This is a genomic window from Alcanivorax sp., from assembly GCF_019431375.1.
GTDB classification, from domain to species: domain Bacteria; phylum Pseudomonadota; class Gammaproteobacteria; order Pseudomonadales; family Alcanivoracaceae; genus Alcanivorax; species Alcanivorax jadensis_A.
In genome coordinates this window covers 184,580-202,184 of sequence record NZ_CP080267.1, presented here as the reverse complement: position 1 = coordinate 202,184, position 17,605 = coordinate 184,580, and the positions used below count along the sequence as shown (strand labels likewise).

Sequence of the window (17,605 nt, the reverse complement as noted above, 5' to 3'; positions counted from 1 at the left end):
AGCGAACTTAAACTTTATAGCTAGATTTTTTCTTAGATAGGAAGTACTTAACATGGGAGCTTGGCCAGTAAGGTTCAAAGTGACGACGATTGATCACAGAAAGATTCTCACCATCATTCCCTAAATAGTAATGATGATTATCCGAACTAAGAACATTCCCGTAACAACTCAAAGCAAGATCAATGGCTTTTTGTGATATATGTTTATACCCGCCGTAAGTCCAAGCAAAGTCATCACATTTCTTCTCAGATATAGATTCAACAGCTCTTTTGCAATGAACAATCTGATCCACCAAAAAATCATCATCATTGCTTAACAACAGAGCATGATCCATTGTATGCGCACCAATCACATGCCCCTGATCTGCCAACTTTCTGACTTGAGCGACTTCCATCGGCAGTTTTCCAGGCAAAAGAACCGCTCTTTCGGAAAATTCTTTTCTATAAGATTCACTACCTAGACAGAAGTTTGGGTTAATAAAAAAGCAACCTTTAATACCAAATTCATTAAGTACAGGAGCTATATATTCAGAGCAGTCATCGAACCCATCATCAAAAGTAAACGCCACTTTTGGAACATTGCAATTTACATCACCGCTCTTAATTAAAGAAACTGCTGCCTGGTAATCCAAAAACTCACAACATCCACTTAAACTTTCAAGCTGCCGACGAAAAACATTTTCTTTCAACCCTTCGCCCCGTCTATTGAGAAGGTGGCCAGCCAACAAGTGGACACCTGCAGAAGGCGTAGCAACTCCCCCTAGAGACGACAGAAGAGCATACCTGATCCCCTTTCTAAAATGTATCATAATCAACATACCTAATTCTTAAAGTGTTAAAATGGTCTGAAAAATTATTATCAAACCCCAAATAGCCGAAGTTTAAACTTTCAGAAACCTTGAATTTTGACTTAATAAAGTCAAACTCGTGACACCAACTAGACAGGTATGTTATCAGAGCGGGCCTCCCCGTTAAAAACGCCACCCAAAACACTTTATCAAAAAGCATTTTATATCCGGATTCTTCTTCCGCATTCATAAATCCAATATATATCTTTAGGCGATCCAGCTTTATAAGAATGGAGGCCCCGTTTGACTCATAAATATAGTACTTTTTTTTCTCAAAAGTCCTGTCTGGAAAAATCGCGAAGCAGTCTCCTTTAATTGCATTCGCTCTTCCAAATGTATCTTCAGCGATATCCCTGAACCCAGCAGCCTCGAGAACCGCGAGATCAATCATGCCGAATAAATCACCACCAAGCCCAAAGGGTAAACAAGGAACAACTCTAATTGCTTTTTTCATTTTAAATGGGAAGTTCCAGTTAAGCTTTCTTTTGAATCCAGGGTAAGAGCTTTCATTTGGGAACCCATAAACAAAATCAACACCTAACTCTCTCACTTTATCATATGTTTTAAGTGCCAACTTCGTGAACAAACCTTTTCCCTGAAAGTCCGGGTGAGTCATGGTATCTCCAGACTGTGCCGAAAAGAAAAATTTACCGTCAACTCTCAGATCACATAAAAAAACACCATAATATGCAGCGGCCTCCCCTCTTTCATTTTTTGCCAGATAGCCAACCGCCTTTAGATCCCCCTGAGAGTCGACATACATTGATTCAAATTCATCTTTATTTTTAGTCCATCCGTAAATTTCAAAGTGAAGCCTTCGAACCAGTTCCAAATCAGACAACGCCAGTGGAACAATATTCATCAGCCATCCTCCTAATTGCCAAAATCTGAAAAATCAAAAGAAGCAAAGACGACACTATAATTGCTGCATATAATCCTGTAACACCCAATCCATACCAAAGAAAAAAAACTGAGAACATGAAATATAAGCAGGCATAAAATGCTTGGAGTTTAATATTAACAGACGGATCATAGTTGGCGTTTATGTACTGCATCAATATTGTGTTGTTTCCAGCCAGCAGCGCGCAAACGAACGGCATTGCCACCACCTTCTCATCTAAACAAAGCAATGATATATCGGAACACGAAAACATCTGACCCAAAAACCAATACCCAAAAACGGAAGCGGCAACCACGATTATTGAAAACAGAACGTACGCACCCACTCGGCTCAAACCCTTTCCAGCAAAACTCTTAAGCATCACAGGCTGCAAACTTGCTACGCAAAAAATTGTTGCCACATATAACTGAAATGAAAGATTAAATGAGCCTACATCGTTCACACCAGAATAAAGAGCCAGCATCGTTAAACATAAAAAATGCACCGGCGCCCCCATCAAAGACAACGTTGCATACTTTGCGCTCACATTTGAAACCCAACGAAAACCAACCGCCTTACCCCCTTCATTACTTAATACACTTAAAAGAGATAGCCAAGCAGGGGCCTGAACCAAATAAAAAACAACCAAAAAGACAAACGCATTTTCATGATTAAGCTTGAGCAACCCGAAAGCAAGGACAATAAGGAGCAGAACAAAAAGCAATACAGCTGCGCTCGATGACAGCAGCGCAAACTTATATCGCCCCAAATACAACGAGACAAACTGTCCAGAATAAGACAGCATAGCTAAAACTGAAGAAAGACTAACAATTAATATTAAATTGACTGGATACCCAGCCCAAAATGTAATCAGAACAGATAATGTAAACGCCAGCCCTCCCCAAAAAATAACAAGCGGCGCAACCAGTTTTTTACTTTTATTTTCAGAGCCTAACTTCCCCCACGTCTGTCCTATAGCATAACTAATAAAGGTTGCGAGGGTAACAATCATGCTAAACCCGTAGCTAAACAATCCAAAACCTTCCTCTGACATATGTTTAGCAAATACAACAACCATCAGCATAGAGGAAAGTTTTATTCCGGCGGAGGAGAGTATTGATGAAAATGCTTGAACGCTCATATCAGCTCTTAAATGAAACTACTTTACACCCTCTGATCGACAAACTTTCTATTTTTTCTTTGTACCCCTTATGCATCACCAAAAAAACATGCATTAGCCTACATTCTTGGTCTTCTTGTGCAACATACGCATCAAGACCGTGGTGAGCCAACTCTTCGAGCTTTACATTTTCATCGTGGACATAAACCTTACTCAAAGAACTGCTAAGCTTTTTAGCAATCCCCAAAGCCGGACTTTCCCTGCAGTCATCTATATTTTCTTTAAAGGTAATACCATAGATTACTATACCCATATCATCGCAACATTCCTGAGAAAAAATCTCATACTCTTCTTTTATTTTTTTCAGCACCCAATCTGGCTTTGCGTCATTGACTTCACGAGCACTATTAATCAGTTTTGCCTGCTCTGGCGTCTCACTAACAATAAACCACGGATCCACAGCAATGCAGTGGCCACCCACACCTGGACCAGGCTGCAAAATATTCACCCTTGGGTGCCTATTAGCCAATGAAATCAGCTCCCAGACATTGATATCGACCTTATCGCAAATCATGGAAAGCTCATTGGCAAAAGCGATATTCACATCCCGAAAGGCATTTTCCGTCAGCTTTGCCATTTCTGCAGTGCGTGCAGTGGTCAACAAGCACTCCCCGCGAACAAAGGTTTTATACAGTTCACAGGCCGCTTCAGAGCATTTATTCGTCATGCCACCAATAATGCGGTCATTTTCGATCAGCTCATGCATGACATGGCCGGGTAGGACCCGCTCCGGACAATGCGCGATACGAATATCGGAATCTTCGCCAGCCTGTTGCGGGAAGCTGAGGTCTGTTCTGGCCTGGGCTAACCACCCTGCCATTTTTTCCGTGGCACCGACGGGTGAGGTAGATTCGAGGATGACCAGATCGCCTTTTTTCAGCACTGGCGCGATGGAATCTGCTGCCGCCTGGATATAGCTCAAATCCGGGGTTGGGATTGCGCCCGCCTCTTCACCCTTCTTGAAGGGTGTGGGCACAGCAACCAAAAAAGCATCAGCCGGCTCTGGGCGGGTTGTAGCCCGCAGGTTGCCCTCTTTAACGGCAGCATGAACAGCGATATCCAGCTCGGGCTCTACAATGTGGATTTCACCACGATTGATGGTATCTACCGCATGCTGGTTAATATCCACGCCAATGACATTTTTGCGCCGGCCAGCGAATGCTGCCGCTGTTGGCAAACCAATGTATCCCAATCCCACAACACAAATCGTTTCAAACTGCATTTTGTCTATCCTGTTTATTCGTACCTGGCTTTCAGCCTGGTTAGCTCGCGAGAATGTCTGCTATTCGCTGTGATGCCTTGCCATCGCCATAGGGGTTGTGCGCCCGGCTCATGGCTTCCCAGGCATCGGCGTTGTCCATGAGGGTGCTGACGGCATCGACAATGGCATTCGTTTCCGTACCCACCAGTTTGACGGTACCCGCTGACACCGCCTCAGGCCTTTCGGTTGTGTCTCGCATGACCAGCACCGGCTTGCCCAGAGACGGGGCTTCCTCCTGAATGCCCCCGGAATCCGTGAGGATGATGTGGGCGCGGCTCATGAGTGACACAAATGGCAGGTAGTCCTGTGGGGGAATTAGGTGCACATTACTCAGGCCTGTGAGGATGCGGTTTACCGGCTCCTGCACATTAGGGTTCAGGTGAACGGGGTACACCACTTCCACATCTGGGTAACGCTTGGCCAGTTCGGCAATGGCATGACAAATTCTCTCGAAGCCACCACCAAAGCTTTCTCGGCGGTGACCTGTTACCAGCACCATTTTGCGTGATAAGCCATAGGGTAACGCCGTTTCGAGACGGGATTTTAATTCCGTATCGGCCTCAATCTGGTCGCGCACCATCAACAGGGCATCGATAACCGTATTCCCGGTAATGTGAACCGCGCTATCGCTGATACTCTCCTTGAGGAGAGAGTTACGTGAGGTGTCCGTAGGCGCAAAATGATAGGCCGCCAGTACGCCAGTAAGTTTTCGGTTGGCTTCTTCAGGCCAGGGGGAATACAGATTGCCCGTCCGCAAGCCTGCCTCAACATGCCCTACCGGAATCTGTTCATAAAATGCCGCCAGTGAGGCCGCAAACGTCGTTGCCGTATCCCCATGAACAAGAACGACATCCGGCTTTTCCTGGCGCAGCACCTCTCGCAAGCCCAGCATGATCCGTGAAGTAATGTCATACAGGTCTTGCCCGGGTGCCATGATGTTCAAATCATGGTCCGGCTTGATGTCAAAAAGCGCCAGCACTTGATCCAGCATTTCCCGATGCTGGGCTGTTACGCAGACTTTCCCTTCCAGTGCCGGATGTGCCTCAATCGCTTTTACCACCGGTGCCATCTTGATGGCTTCCGGGCGAGTGCCAAAGATACTTAAAACCTTTTTATTCATGTTTCCTTACCGGTTGTCAGGTTTTTCGGGGCAGGGTTTCAAGAGCCCCTTCGTCTCTCAAGCGAGGCTCCTACGGTGGGTCGCTGGCTTCCACCGTCTTGGCAACACCCAGTTAATCGCTGCTACTTCCATATTCATAAGCGTAGTAGCCGTATTCGTTGGAGGCGCGGCGTTCCATGCAGTTGAGGATGGCACCCTTGATTTCCACCTTGTTCTGGGCGAATCGCGTGAGGGTGATATCCACTTCTTTCACGCTATTGACGCCGTAGCGAGTGACGATAAGGCTGCTGCCGGCCAGCTGGCCGACGATGGCGGCATCTGTGACAGCCAGGATGGGCGGCGTATCCACCAATACCAGATCGTATTCGCTACTCAATGTATCCATTAATTGTTTCAGGCGATCGTGCATCAGCAGCTCGGAGGGATTAGGCGGCACCTGCCCTCGGGAGATAAACGTCAAGTTAGCCGTGGAGGTTTCCTGAGTGATGTCTTTTAACTGCGCCTGGCCGGACAGGTAGCTGGATAGCCCGGTTTCATTGGCACCACCAAAATAGCGGTGCATGTGGCCTTTGCGCAGATCGGCATCAATCACAACCACTCGCTGGCCCGCCTGTGCCAATACGGCAGCCAAGTTGGCAGAGATAAAGCTCTTGCCCACACCGGGGCTGGGGCCGGAGATCATCAGTACTTTATTGGTAGATTCCAGCATGGCGAAGTGCAGGCTGGTGCGAAGGCTACGCAGGGCTTCCACGGCCAGGTCTTCCGGGGAGGTGGCTGCCAGCAGCGGCACCGTTTTGGATACCTGCTTGCGCTTGCGACCAAGGTTGGCCAGGCGATCCGTTTTGCTCTGGACTTGGGATACGGGAACAGCGGCGTACACGGAAACGCCCTGCTCTTCCAGCTGCTCGGGGCTTTCGATGCCTTTATTGAAAGCGGCTTTGAGCAACACGAACCCAACGGATGCCATTGCTCCCAGCATGGCAGCCAGGATAGCGATGAGTGGTTTTTTCGGTTTCACCGCCGCCGGCTGCACCATGGCTTGATCGATAATGCGCACGCTGCCTACGGTGCCGGCCTTCATGATGCGTAGTTCCTGCACTTTGTTGAGCAGGCCCACATAGATTTCCTGATTGACTTCCACATCGCGCATGAGGCGCAGGACTTCTTGCTGGGTTTCTGGCAGGGCTTTGATCTGTTTGTTGAGCTCTTCTTTTTCCTGCATCAAGGAGCCGCGCTGCTGGATCAAGGTGCGGTACGCGGGGTGCTCCTGGGTGAAGCGGGCGGATACTTCGCTTTCTTTTATTTTTAGTTCGTTGATCTTGGCCTCGATGGCCACCAGGCGCTCCAGTACGGACTGGGTTTCCAGGGAGAGGTCTACCGATTCGCTTTTCAGGCGGTAGGCGTTCAGCTTTTCTTCCGCACTGGTGAGCTTTTCCTTGATTTCCGGCAGTTGCTCATCGAGAAAATCCAGGCTGTTTTGTGCTTCGGCGGACATGCGCTTGATGTTCTGCAGCAAGTAATTTTCGCTGATGCTGTCGAGAACGGTACGGATGCGGATTTTGTGGGGGCCGGTTATGGCCATGGCGATAATTCCCGTGGCTTTGCCCTGCTCGCTTACTGACAAGCGGCCACGTAGTTGATTCACCGCATCGGCTCTGGACTGTTTCACCAGAGAAAGCGGCTCGCCCCCGTATTCCCACTCACCCAGCTCCAGCTGGATACGCCCATCTTCACTTTTGATTGGTTCACCAACAGGCGCGCTGCCGACTTTCTGGTCTTCCAGATACAGGGTTGGCTGGCCATTTTCTTCCAGTAAGGTGAAGGCTTCGCCTTTGAGAGTATCCGGTACCCGGAAGTTTTTTATGGTGACAAAGGTTTCACTGTCGCGGTAACCGGCAAACAGGGGCTTGGCAACAAATTCCGGTGCCGGATCCGGTGCGCCCAGGCCTCCGATCAATGGCAGACGATCCGGCTGGATGAGGATATCCATCTGCAATTGGTCGATTACATCGCCAAGCACCATGCGCGAGCGAATGATCTGGATTTCGGCATCGGCGGAGGATTCTTCGGTGAACAGCTCGTTGAGCTCGGAAAAGCCGGGCACGCCGCCCTGTTTGTCTTCCACTTGCAGCAAGGCATCGGCTTTATAGATGGGGGTTGCCAGCACCCCATAGGCTACCCCCAGGAACAGGGCAATCAGGGTTGTGCCGATAATCAGCCAGCGGTGATCCAGCAGCAAGCCGGAGAGCTTCTGGAGATCGATTTCGTCGGCCATGCTGGAGGATTGTGGCTGGCGATTTGAGGTGCTTGTGTTTTCTGTCATGTGTTTTGTTGCCCTGTTCACCGTGGTGTCATCTCGCCTTGGCGAGGGTTGGGCGGAAATGTGGATGGTATTTCTGCCCAAAGGGTGTTTCTTTTTGCTGTGAGAGCCTGGTCGCAGGTATTAAGGTCGGCTGACCCTGCCAGGCCGTTTTCGCCATGCAAGCATGGGCTCCCACAGTGTTTCTTTACAGTTTTGCGGCCCAGGCCTTGGTGGCTTCCCGCATCATCGGGTAGATCCGCTCGAAGGCGTCCCGGCCTCTTTTGTAGGGGTCGGGGATGTCGTGGCCGCCGTTCCAGTGGCTGAGCAGGAAGGTTTTGCCACTGGCTTCCGGGAAGGCCCGGCTGAGCCGTTCTTTCTGCCGGCTTTCCATGACCAGAATCAGGTCGCTGTCGCGGCAAAGTTCGCTATCCAGTTTGCGGGCGGTATGGGGTCCGCACTCCAGGCCATTTTCTTCTGCTACCGCCTGGGCGGTGGGTTCCATCTCATTGCCGACCAGGCCCACCAGGCCGGCCGACGATACGGTTTTGCCTGGCTTCAATTCATGCAACATGGCCGCCACCGTGGGACTACGGCAGATATTGCCGTCGCAGACGATGAGCACTCGTTCAAACATCAGTCGCTCAGCACCTCAGCCCGGTCTGCCGCCAGCACCCCGAAGTAAACCGTTTGTACGGTTGGCAGAATATTGCGAATCACACGGTTCCAGCGAGCGAGCGGCGCCGCTGTCACATAGACGATATCGCGGCTTTGCAGCTTGAAGCTGTCTGCCAGAATCAGGGCTGTCGCATCCTTGGCGTTCAGTTGATAGAGATCGACCAGGTGATCGCTGCCTTCCGGGGCACGGCGCAGTACAAAGATGCCCGAGGCATCTGCGGTATCCTGCAGGTACCCCCCGGAGGTGGATAACGCTTCTGCCAGGCTCAGGCCATTGCGGGTCATGGGTACCGGGCGAGCATCCTTCACTTCACCCATGACAAAGACCTTGTTGTCGTCGTTGCGGCCCACATGGACCACATCGCCAGGCCGCAGCAGTACGTTGTGGGAAGGGTTGCCTTCCTGGTAGAGGGCACGCAGTGACAAGCTGTATTCCTGGCCATCCCGGGTGAGGGACACATCGGTCCAGTCGGAGAACTCGGTGAGACCACCGGAGGCGTTCACTGCATCCAGCAGGCGCAGGGGCACATTGGTGACCGGGTAAGCGCCGGGCTGCTTCACTTCGCCGGAGACATAGACTTTCTGGCTACGGAAGGCGGCGATGGTCACATCCACCTGCGGATCTTCGATGTATTCGGCGATACGCTCGGCGATCAGGTCACGAATTTCCGTGACTCGCAGGCCCACCACTTTGATCTTGCCCACGTAGGGATAAAAGATGGTGCCATCGTTATGCACCCAGTTGCCGGATTCCGAGGGGCTGCGCATGGAGCCGGCGGGAATGGTGAGCTCCGGGTGGTCCCAGACGGTGATCTGCAGCACGTCGCCCAGGCCGACCACGTAGTCGTAGTCTTCCGGCTCTTCGAGGAGGGTGTCAGCGGGCTGGCTTGGCTGTTCCTCTGGGGTCTGGAGTATCCGGGTGTTGATGTTATGCACTTTCACCACGTCCGGCAGGGATTCGGCCTCTTCATTGCCTTCATCCTCTTCCAGGAACCAGCCTGGCGTGGTGGAGATGTGGGAACCGGGTACGATTGTGCAGCCGGACAGTGTCGCCAACAGAATGGCGATCAGCAGCTTGCTTCGGTGTGTTGTCATTGTTGCCTGCATGCTTCTCTCTTACCCGTTTCTTTTACCAACTGATGGGCCGGGTCCACTGGAGACCGGCGGTAAAGCGCTCACGTTCTTCGAAGACCGTTTCCACCGGTTCATCGGTGGCGGACAGCAGCCAGTCCAGGCGCCCCCCCAGCATAGGCATGGGGTGCTGAATGCGCAGCTCGGCGAGGGAAATATCCTGCTCCTCGACAGACTGCAAGATGGCGGCACCGTCTTCGGTGATGACTGCACGTATTGTGCCGTCCTGATTCAGGGTGGCGCGGGACAGATTCAGCCCAACGGTGACACCGTTACGGAAATATTGCTGTAGGCCGAGTGTGACGGCCCGGGCATCCCCTTCCCAAGTAGTGGCCATATTACGGCCATAATGGCGAAAACCGGAACGATAGGTGCCGTGTTCATAGGCCACATTGTGGCGGCGCTCACTGAGCCAGCTGCCGGCCACAGTTTCCGTGGCTTCCAGGAAAAAGCGCTGGGACCCCTGCCCGAGGCCGGTGACCATATCCAGGCCGGCCAGGGAGGAGAATTTGGAGGGCAGGCCGCCGGCTTCGTCTTCGCCCATGAACTGGCCATAGAGGCCAACGGGCACATCACCCGGGGTCAGGGAAAGACGAAAATCGAGACCGGCAATCTGGTTGCTGGGGTCCTGGCCCTCTTTGAGGCCGGAGGTCTGGCCATTATCACGGCCGATAACGGCGTTCCAGAAGGCATCCAGATCCTGCGGGCGCCCTTCCCCGCCCCACTGGGCCAGGCGGGTCAGGCCGATTTGCAGGGAGTCCAGCGGATTGAATACGAAGCGAGCGCCGAGCAGGCGCGCTTTCGGTACGGCGCGGTCTTTTTCCAGCTGGCCGCCGATAACCTGGAGATCCCATGGGCCGATCCAGCTTAACCAGGGGCTTTCCGGTGCCAGCGGCATGTGCCGGGAAATCCACAGCCCGGGTACCGGGCGGGCGTTGTTGGACAGGGCCAGGGAGCTCTGCCAGCCCGGGCCCCACCAGCGGTCGATGGCGCCGACGCCAACTTGCCAATTGCCGACGATGCCGGCCAGGTAGGTGTCGTCGAAGCGCAGGTGGGTATCGTCACGCTCGCCATCCACGTAGCCCACCGCCAGGTTGGCGGCCCAGTGCTCACCCATGCTGTAGAGGGCTATCTGGCTGGTGGCTTCGTCTTCTACCTGGGAAGAAAAACTGGTGTAAAGCGGCTCCTGAGTCGCGCCACCCAATGTGAGCTGGGCGCCGGTAGTGGCCTGGCGAGTGGCTTCAAGGGCTTTTTGCAGATAGGCGGAGTGCTGGTTTTTGCAGGCACTGGCCTGATCAGGGGATTGTTGTGCCAGGGCAAGGCGGTAGCCTTTCATCAGGGCTGCCCAGCTGATGGGCCAGCTGAGGGTGACACCCTTCAGGCAGCCCTGGCTTTGCAGGGCTTCAATGTGGTGGCGCGCCGTGAGATCGCCGGCCGGCACCCAGGGAGTGGCCGCCTGGGAAGATGCGCTGAGGCCGATGCACAGGGCTCCGAGCCACCGAATTAGGGAGTGAGATAACCGCACTAGGACGTCCTATCCTTCTTGTGGTGCATAACAAGAGGCGCATTATGCGTGCTTAATCTTGTCAGCTATATGACAAGGGGCCGCATTTTACAGTTTGTTTACGGGAATGCGAACGGTTTACGACGACGCTTGAAAAGAATTCAGGCGGATGACTGAGGCGGGCCTGTGAATACTAGCTTAGGGGGTTTTCAGGGGGTAAGCGGCTTGTCTGACAAAGCGGGGGAAGCAGTGCCTACACTGGGGCTTGCCTGGGACTCTTGGGGTTTCAAGCATCGCGAAGGGGGTGCCGGTGAGGCTCTGCCAGCGTCTTCGCGATGCAAGCATCGCTTCCCACAAAAAGCGCCATATTGGTCACCGTCTGGACTGACGAGGGATGCTCTTGTGGGAAGGGAGCGCAGCGGAGTAACGCCCGCAGGGAGGACCGAGGGGTGGGCGCAGCGAATAACCGATGTTCACGTCGCGAAGGGGTGTGCCAGCGTCTTCGCGATGCAAGCATCGCTTCCCACAAAGGATCGCGCGAAGGGACGTTTAAAGCTTGCTTAGGGCTTCCCGGATCGGGGTTGGGCCGGCGATGACGTCGAACTCCCGGTTGCCCAGCTCGGCTCGAGCGGTCTCAGAAAGCACTTTCGCCACATCTTCGCGGGATATATCGCCAAAATCCTTCAGCTTCTCTGCAATTTCCACTTTCTCCAGGGGCGGTTCTTCAGTGAGCCGGCCCGGGCGGACGATGGTGTAGTTGAGCCCGCTGGCTCGTAGATGATCGTCAGCTTTGCCCTTGGCGGCAAAGTAATGGCGCAGTTTTTCCGGGCCGGATGCCGGGTCGTCGGCGCGCATGGAGCTGACCATGATAAAGCGCCCTACTCCTTGCTCTTTGGCTTGGTCGATCAGACTGATGGCTCCGTTCTGGTCCACGTCGATGGTTTTCTCGGGGCCGGTGTGGGGGCCGGAGCCGGCGGTGAAGATGACCGCATCCTGGCCTTCCAGGGCCTGGCGGCAATCCCCTTCCAGATCCCCTTCCACGACCTCATGGGCACCCAGTGTCTCCAGGTCGGCTTTCTGGCTCAGATCACGAACCATGGCGCGTACCTGAATATTGTCGGCCACCAGGTGGGGAATCAGGCGACGACCGATTTTGCCGTTGGCGCCGGCGATCAGGACTTTCATGGGGGCTCCTTCCTTGTCATGACTGGTAGTTCAGTGATGGTGGGTTGGCGGTGGATTTCAAGGGGGTGGGGATAACGGAGCCGTTGGAACAACCGGATCCCAGCAACGCATGAAAAGCAGCCCGAAGGGCAAGCGGTGCGCTCCGTTGCCCGCCAATTCGCTTTGCGAGCAAAGTTATTCGCTACGCTCACCCTCCGGGCCGCCTTTCAGGCGTTACTGCGCTTCGCTTGTTCCAACGAGTGAGGGGCTTCAGGACTGGCGTTGGAGCCTTGCTTGCAAGGCGAAGGGGGCAAATCACCTCGGCAGGCTATTCATCCCACTGCTGGGGCACCTCCTGCAGCTCATCCAGGTTGTAACCCCGGTTGCGAGCGATGTTCTTGAGTTTGCTGTAGGTGGCGTCGCTGATATGTGGCTGGCGGGCCATGATCCAGAGGTAATCGCGTTTTTCACGGCCGATGATGGTGGTCTGGTAATCCTCGTCCACATACAGCACCCGAAAATCCGCCTTGAAGGGCCAGATAAAACGCATGCCCCAGATGGCCGGGTCCACGTCGCTGACGAAACCGGTGGGGGTCATCCGCTTGAACTCCCCATCGAAACCGCCTTTGCGGAAGGTGAAAGTGGTGGCGATCTTGTTGGGCCCGATGCGTTTGTAGTTCTCCATGGCATTGTAGGCGCCCTTTTCCGGCAAGGTGGGGATGTTGGCGATCACATACCAGTCGCCCATGAAACGATCCAGGTTCAGATTGTCTGCGATCTGGATGGGGTCTTGCGGGTGGGTTTGGCAGGCTTGCAGCATGATCAGACTCACAATGATGAGGATGCGGCGCATTGGGATTCTCCTTTACGCGTAGATTGCCGCAAGGTGGGACAAGGCGAGGTGAATGCGCTTTAGATGGAGCGGGTTTATGAGGCACCGGATAGTCGGGACCCTGAAGGGGATGCTGTAGGAGCTATGCTTGCATGGCGAACCGAGCCGGGGTTGTTCGCCATGCAAGCATAGCTCCTACAACTACAGCGCCTTAAGAGCATTGACGGGGGGCCTGTGATCACATCCCCTGGCCGCAATGTGTTTTGCCGCACCTGCAACGCTCAAGCTTACGCACTACCCCGCCTTCTTCCGGCGCTTGGGGGCTTTGGCAGATTCCACAGTTACCGGGATACCATTGAGCTGGGCCATGGCGGTGACGGCTTCCACGCGGTTGCTGCCGATGATGTCGTTGACGCTCTGGCCAGCCACGCGCCGGGCAACAGCGAGCAATACACCTTCGCGATCATGGCCCCAGCCGTGGGGCACGCTGATCACGCCGGGCATGATGTCGTCGCAAAGCCAGGCCGGCAGGGTAATGGTGCCGGCGGGAGTGCTCACCACCACGTCGTCACCCTCTGCCAAGGCCAGCCGTTTGGCATCATCCGGGTGGATCATGGCGTTGCAACGCCCCTTTCCTTTCACCAGCCGCTGGCTGTTGTGCATCCAGGAGTTGTTGCTGCGGATGTGGCGACGGCCAATCATCAGCATCTGCTCGGGCGCCACCGGTTTGGGCGCCGGCAGCCCTTGCAGAGCCCGGAAATAGAGAGCCGGCACCAGGTTGATGCGCTGATCCCGGGTGAACAGGCGCTCGGGGAGCATGGGTTCCAGTGGCCCAAGGTCCATGCCATGGGGTTCCGCCAGCAGCTTTTTCAGGGTCAGCCCCTTACGTTCACCTCTGAGCACCTTCCAGGCCACTTTGGGTAGCGAGTGCAATCCATCGCGGCGCAGGTCATCCAGCACCTTGCCGCCAGTGCCGTAGGGCCCCAGGCGCAGGCCCAGATCCACCAACCCACGGTCACCCAGTTTGCGAACGAAACGGTCGGTGGCAGTAATTTGCAAGCGGGTTTTTCGGTCCCGGGCGCGCAGACGATTGAGCCGTGTGGTGAGGCCGTTGAGGATCTCCCAGTCATGCAGGGTGCCTTCAGGCTTGGGCACCAGCGGCGGGGTGAATTTCACCACGTTGCGCACGGCCACCGCCTGGAAGATGGGGTCGAACTGGGCGTGCTCCAGTTGCCCGGTGGGCGGCAGGATAATGTCCGCGTGGCGGGTGGTTTCGTTGATGTAGAAGTCGATGCTGACCATGAAATCCAGGTTGTTCAGGGCCTGATCCAGTTTCTGGCCATCCGGGCAGGACAACACCGGGTTGCCGGCATGTGAGACAAAGGCTTTCACCTGGCCCTTGCCCGGGGTGAGAATTTCGTCGGCCAGGGTAGTCACCGGGAATTCGCCGCCGAATTCCGGATAGCCGTGCACCCGGCTGCGGTAGCGGTCGAAGCTTCCGGTGTCGCCGCTCAGAGCACCGAGGGCCACGATATCGAAGGCGGGCTTGGTGAACATGACGCCGCCTTCCCGGTCCAGGTTACCGGTAAGGATGTTGATCACATACACCAGCCAGGCGCTGAGGGTGCTATGGGCGCTGGTGGTGACACCCACGCGGGAGTAGATGGCAGCGCGCGGGGCTGCGGCGATGTCGCGGGCCAGCTTGCGAATGGCATCGGCGGGCAGGCCCACGGTGTCTGCCACTTTCTCCGGTTTCCAGTTGGCGACCAGGCGGGCCATGTCCTTTTTGCCATCGAGGATGTCGTCCAGCCGGCCCGGCGCCACCAGCAGCTCTTCGAACAATACCTGGGCGATGGCCAGCAACAGGTAAACGTCGGTGCCGGGGCGCACGAAGTGATGTTCGTCGGCCATCTTGGCGGTTTCGGTGCGGCGCGGGTCGATGACCACTACCCTGCCCCCGCGTTTCTGCAGGGCCTTCAGGCGCCCTTTCACGTCCGGCACGGTCATGATGGAGCCGTTGGAGGCCAGCGGGTTGCCACCGATGATCAGGAAGTAGTCGGTGCGGTCCACATCGGGGATGGGAAACAGGGCCTGGTGGCCGAACAGCTGCCAAGCGGCCAGCATATGGGGAAGTTGGTCGGCGGAAGTGGCGCTGTAGCGCTGGCGACTGCGCAGGGCTTTCACGAACGGCAGCAAAGTAAAGAGCGCGCCGTGGTTATGGGCGGTGGGGTTGCCGAAATAGAGGGCCACCGAATCCTTGCCGTGGGCGTCCTGAATGTTGTGCAGGCGCCGGGCGGTTTCGTCCAGGGCTTCGTCCCAGCTGATCGGCACCCAGCCGTCGGCAGTGCGCTTCACCGGGTGGCGCAGGCGGTCTGGGTCGTTGTGCAGGTCCTGCAAGGCCACGGCCTTGGGGCAGATATGGCCTTTGCTGAACGGGTCGTCCTTGTCGCCACGGATGGCCAGAATCTCGTCACCGCGATGCTCGATCTCGATACCGCACATGGCTTCGCAGAGATTGCAGGTATGATAATGCGTCTGTTTCATCCGTGACCTCGTCCTGGCGCTATGGCTTGATGTGTTCTTGATAGCAGAGGAGCAAGGAGGATGCCATGACTTAATCGGAAACGATGCGCCACCCCACCGCGAAACCGTTGGAGCCTTGCTCGCAAGGCGAAAGGCTCCGCTGCCCACCCCGGGCGTGAATTCGCTTTGCAAGCAAAGCTCCAACGGCGGCTTCGTGATTCGCTCGGAATGGGGGGGCCGGATCGTTGGAGCCTTGCTCGCAAGGCGAAGGGCCCCGTTACCCACCCCGGGCGTGAATTCGCTTTGCAAGCAAAGCTCCAACGGCGGATTCGTGATTCGCTCGGCATGGGGAGGTCCGGATCGTTGGAGCCTTGCTCGCAAGGCGAAGGGCCCCGTTACCCGCCACGGGCGTGAATTCGCTTTGCAAGCAAAGCTCCAACGGCGGATTCGTGATTCGCTCGGAATGGGGGGGCCGGATCGTTGGAGCCTTGCTCGCAAGGCGAAGGGCCCCGTTACCCGCCCCGGGCGTGAATTCGCTTTGCAAGCAAAGCTCCAACGGCGGATTCGTGATTCGCTCGGCATGGGGAGGTCCGGATCGTTGGAGCCTTGCTCGCAAGGCGAAGGGCTCCATTACCCGCCCCGGGCGTGAATTCGCTTTGCAAGCAAAGCTCCAACGGCGGCTTCGTGATTCGCTCGGCATGGGGAAGTCCGGATCGTTGGAGCCTTGCTCGCAAGGCGAAGGGCTCCATTACCCGCCCCGGGCGTGAATTCGCTTTGCAAGCAAAGCTCCAACGGCGGCTTCGTGATTCGCTCGGGACGGGGAAGTCCGGATCGTTGGAGCCTTGCTCGCAAGGCGAAGGGCTCCATTAACTGACATAGCCAGTGTCTTCACTCACCGCGACAATTTATAGCCAGGCCGCATCCCAATAAGGGTACTCCCCTACACGCTCAACCAATCCCGCTCGGAGCGGGTTGGCGATGACATAGCGAGCGATAGGCAAGAGATCCTCATCCGAACGTAAGGCGCGGTCATGAAACCCCTTTTGCCAGAGATTAACTTCCACTAGACGAGAACATTTACCCTTGAACATCCTGACCGTCTGCTCAAGTGAATATTTGCCATTGAGGCAAAACAGCCAGTGGCAGTGATCCGGCATCACCACAAAACACCAAGTGTGGCTGGCTCCCATACGGTCAAGACTCTGGATTGTCCGGCAAGCCTCTCGGGCCGGGAGATGATTGGCAAAGTGGGGATATCTATGGCGGGTCGTACATGTCACCAGATAGACCTGGCCGGTAATAGATACGCGCCCTCCTCTCAATCGCTGTGTTTGATATCGATATGTCATACCGAAATCATCGCCGTAGATGAAAGCGTAAACGACAGCAGAATGGACCAAACGCTGTAGGTCAGTTGAGATAATCGACGTAATCCACGGCTGAGGTTCGCCTTGCGAGCAAGGCTCCAACGGCTTCGCTGGCCTGCCAGAGTAGTTCACGCGGCGGGTAGGTAGTGCTGGAGTTGCGAGGGGTAACAGGTCAAAACAAAAAAAGCCGCCCATTTGCGTGGGCGGCAATGCTTCAAGATTGAGGGGGGAGAAATTACTTCGCGTACGGCAGGGATGAGTGATGCAGGTTGATCAACAGCTCATCATCCACATGCGTATAACCGAAGCTGTACTCGACCTTGACTTCTTCACCTTCGACGGTGGTGAAGTAATAATTGCCCATAGCGATTGCCTGGCTTCCATTAATGATCACTTCTTCGTTTTCAAAGCGAACATTGGTCCATGGTTTGATGGCAAAACCTTTATCTTCCTCGATGGAACCGCCAACGAAGTAGCTCAACGCTTCGTCAAAATCGCCTCGAAACTGGTCATCAGAGGCCAGAGTCGGCTTGAATGCAACTGGACCGTGGTCGTATGCATAGAGATCATCAATCAAGTCTTTTGCTACTTGGGAGTAATCTCCGCCGCTGGTCTTAGCTTCACCGATTTCAACAATACCTGTGCCCCATTTTTTCTGGGCCTCGATAATATCTGACTCGGTGATTGCCGAGGCGAAGACGGAAGTAGATGCAAGAGACAAAGCCGAGATAGCGAACAGAGACTGAATTTTCATGGTTTAACTCCTGTTGAATTTCAGGAGTAACTGTAATATTCCGGCTATGAATGGGTACTTTAGCC

At 54.7% G+C, this 17,605-nt stretch carries 14 protein-coding genes; all 14 read right to left on the bottom strand.

The genetic code is table 11. The features are described 5' to 3' along the window. Positions 1 to 7: 7 nt before the first annotated feature. The 14 genes from KZ772_RS00905 to KZ772_RS00840 all read right to left on the bottom strand — a co-directional run bounded on the left by KZ772_RS00905 (position 8) and on the right by KZ772_RS00840 (position 17,540). On the bottom strand, positions 8 to 688 hold the full coding sequence (locus tag KZ772_RS00905) for a polysaccharide deacetylase family protein (RefSeq protein WP_290538038.1): 681 nt from the start codon (positions 686 to 688) through the stop codon (positions 8 to 10). Between the two features lie 106 nt (positions 689 to 794). Then, the gene (locus KZ772_RS00900) at positions 795 to 1,709 is read right to left on the bottom strand and encodes a GNAT family N-acetyltransferase (protein WP_290538037.1); all 915 of its coding nucleotides are present in this window, start codon (positions 1,707 to 1,709) and stop codon (positions 795 to 797) included. Then, positions 1,681 to 2,868, bottom strand: coding sequence for a hypothetical protein (locus KZ772_RS00895; RefSeq protein ID WP_290538036.1), 1,188 nt, complete (start codon positions 2,866 to 2,868; stop codon positions 1,681 to 1,683). Before KZ772_RS00895 ends, KZ772_RS00900 begins: the two co-directional genes overlap by 29 nt. Position 2,869: 1 nt before the next feature. Then, positions 2,870 to 4,129 carry a UDP-N-acetyl-D-mannosamine dehydrogenase gene (gene wecC, locus KZ772_RS00890; RefSeq protein ID WP_290538035.1) on the bottom strand — a complete coding sequence of 420 codons (1,260 nt, stop codon included), beginning with the start codon at positions 4,127 to 4,129 and terminating at the stop codon, positions 2,870 to 2,872. Positions 4,130 to 4,169: 40 nt separating this feature from the next. After that, a complete protein-coding gene (gene wecB, locus KZ772_RS00885) occupies positions 4,170 to 5,288 on the bottom strand; it encodes a UDP-N-acetylglucosamine 2-epimerase (non-hydrolyzing) (RefSeq protein WP_290538034.1) in 1,119 nt (372 codons plus the stop codon). Between the two features lie 112 nt (positions 5,289 to 5,400). Beyond that, on the bottom strand, positions 5,401 to 7,611 hold the full coding sequence (locus tag KZ772_RS00880) for a polysaccharide biosynthesis tyrosine autokinase (protein ID WP_290538033.1): 2,211 nt from the start codon (positions 7,609 to 7,611) through the stop codon (positions 5,401 to 5,403). A 184-nt stretch (positions 7,612 to 7,795) separates the two neighbouring features. Next, positions 7,796 to 8,224 (bottom strand): low molecular weight protein-tyrosine-phosphatase, encoded by a 429-nt coding sequence (locus tag KZ772_RS00875; protein ID WP_290538032.1) that lies wholly within the window; start codon positions 8,222 to 8,224, stop codon positions 7,796 to 7,798. Then, complete coding sequence (locus KZ772_RS00870) at positions 8,224 to 9,360, bottom strand: polysaccharide export protein (protein WP_290538031.1); 1,137 nt, start codon at positions 9,358 to 9,360, stop codon at positions 8,224 to 8,226. The genes KZ772_RS00875 and KZ772_RS00870 overlap by 1 nt, the downstream gene beginning before the upstream one ends. 34 nt (positions 9,361 to 9,394) lie before the next feature. Continuing rightward, positions 9,395 to 10,921, bottom strand: a complete 1,527-nt coding sequence (locus tag KZ772_RS00865) for a capsule assembly Wzi family protein (protein WP_290538030.1) — start codon at positions 10,919 to 10,921, stop codon at positions 9,395 to 9,397. Between the two features lie 528 nt (positions 10,922 to 11,449). Continuing rightward, positions 11,450 to 12,085, bottom strand: a complete 636-nt coding sequence (locus KZ772_RS00860) for an SDR family oxidoreductase (RefSeq protein ID WP_290538029.1) — start codon at positions 12,083 to 12,085, stop codon at positions 11,450 to 11,452. 307 nt (positions 12,086 to 12,392) lie between these two features. Continuing rightward, positions 12,393 to 12,917: a lipocalin family protein gene (locus KZ772_RS00855; RefSeq protein WP_062816419.1), complete on the bottom strand. Its 525-nt coding sequence runs from the start codon at positions 12,915 to 12,917 to the stop codon at positions 12,393 to 12,395. Positions 12,918 to 13,190: 273 nt separating this feature from the next. Then, positions 13,191 to 15,440: a molybdopterin-dependent oxidoreductase gene (locus KZ772_RS00850; protein WP_290538028.1), complete on the bottom strand. Its 2,250-nt coding sequence runs from the start codon at positions 15,438 to 15,440 to the stop codon at positions 13,191 to 13,193. An 884-nt stretch (positions 15,441 to 16,324) separates the two neighbouring features. Continuing rightward, positions 16,325 to 16,768, bottom strand: coding sequence for a transposase (locus KZ772_RS00845; RefSeq protein ID WP_035246906.1), 444 nt, complete (start codon positions 16,766 to 16,768; stop codon positions 16,325 to 16,327). Between the two features lie 253 nt (positions 16,769 to 17,021). After that, on the bottom strand, positions 17,022 to 17,540 hold the full coding sequence (locus KZ772_RS00840) for a phosphoribosyl-AMP cyclohydrolase (RefSeq protein WP_290538027.1): 519 nt from the start codon (positions 17,538 to 17,540) through the stop codon (positions 17,022 to 17,024). Positions 17,541 to 17,605 lie beyond the last annotated feature (65 nt).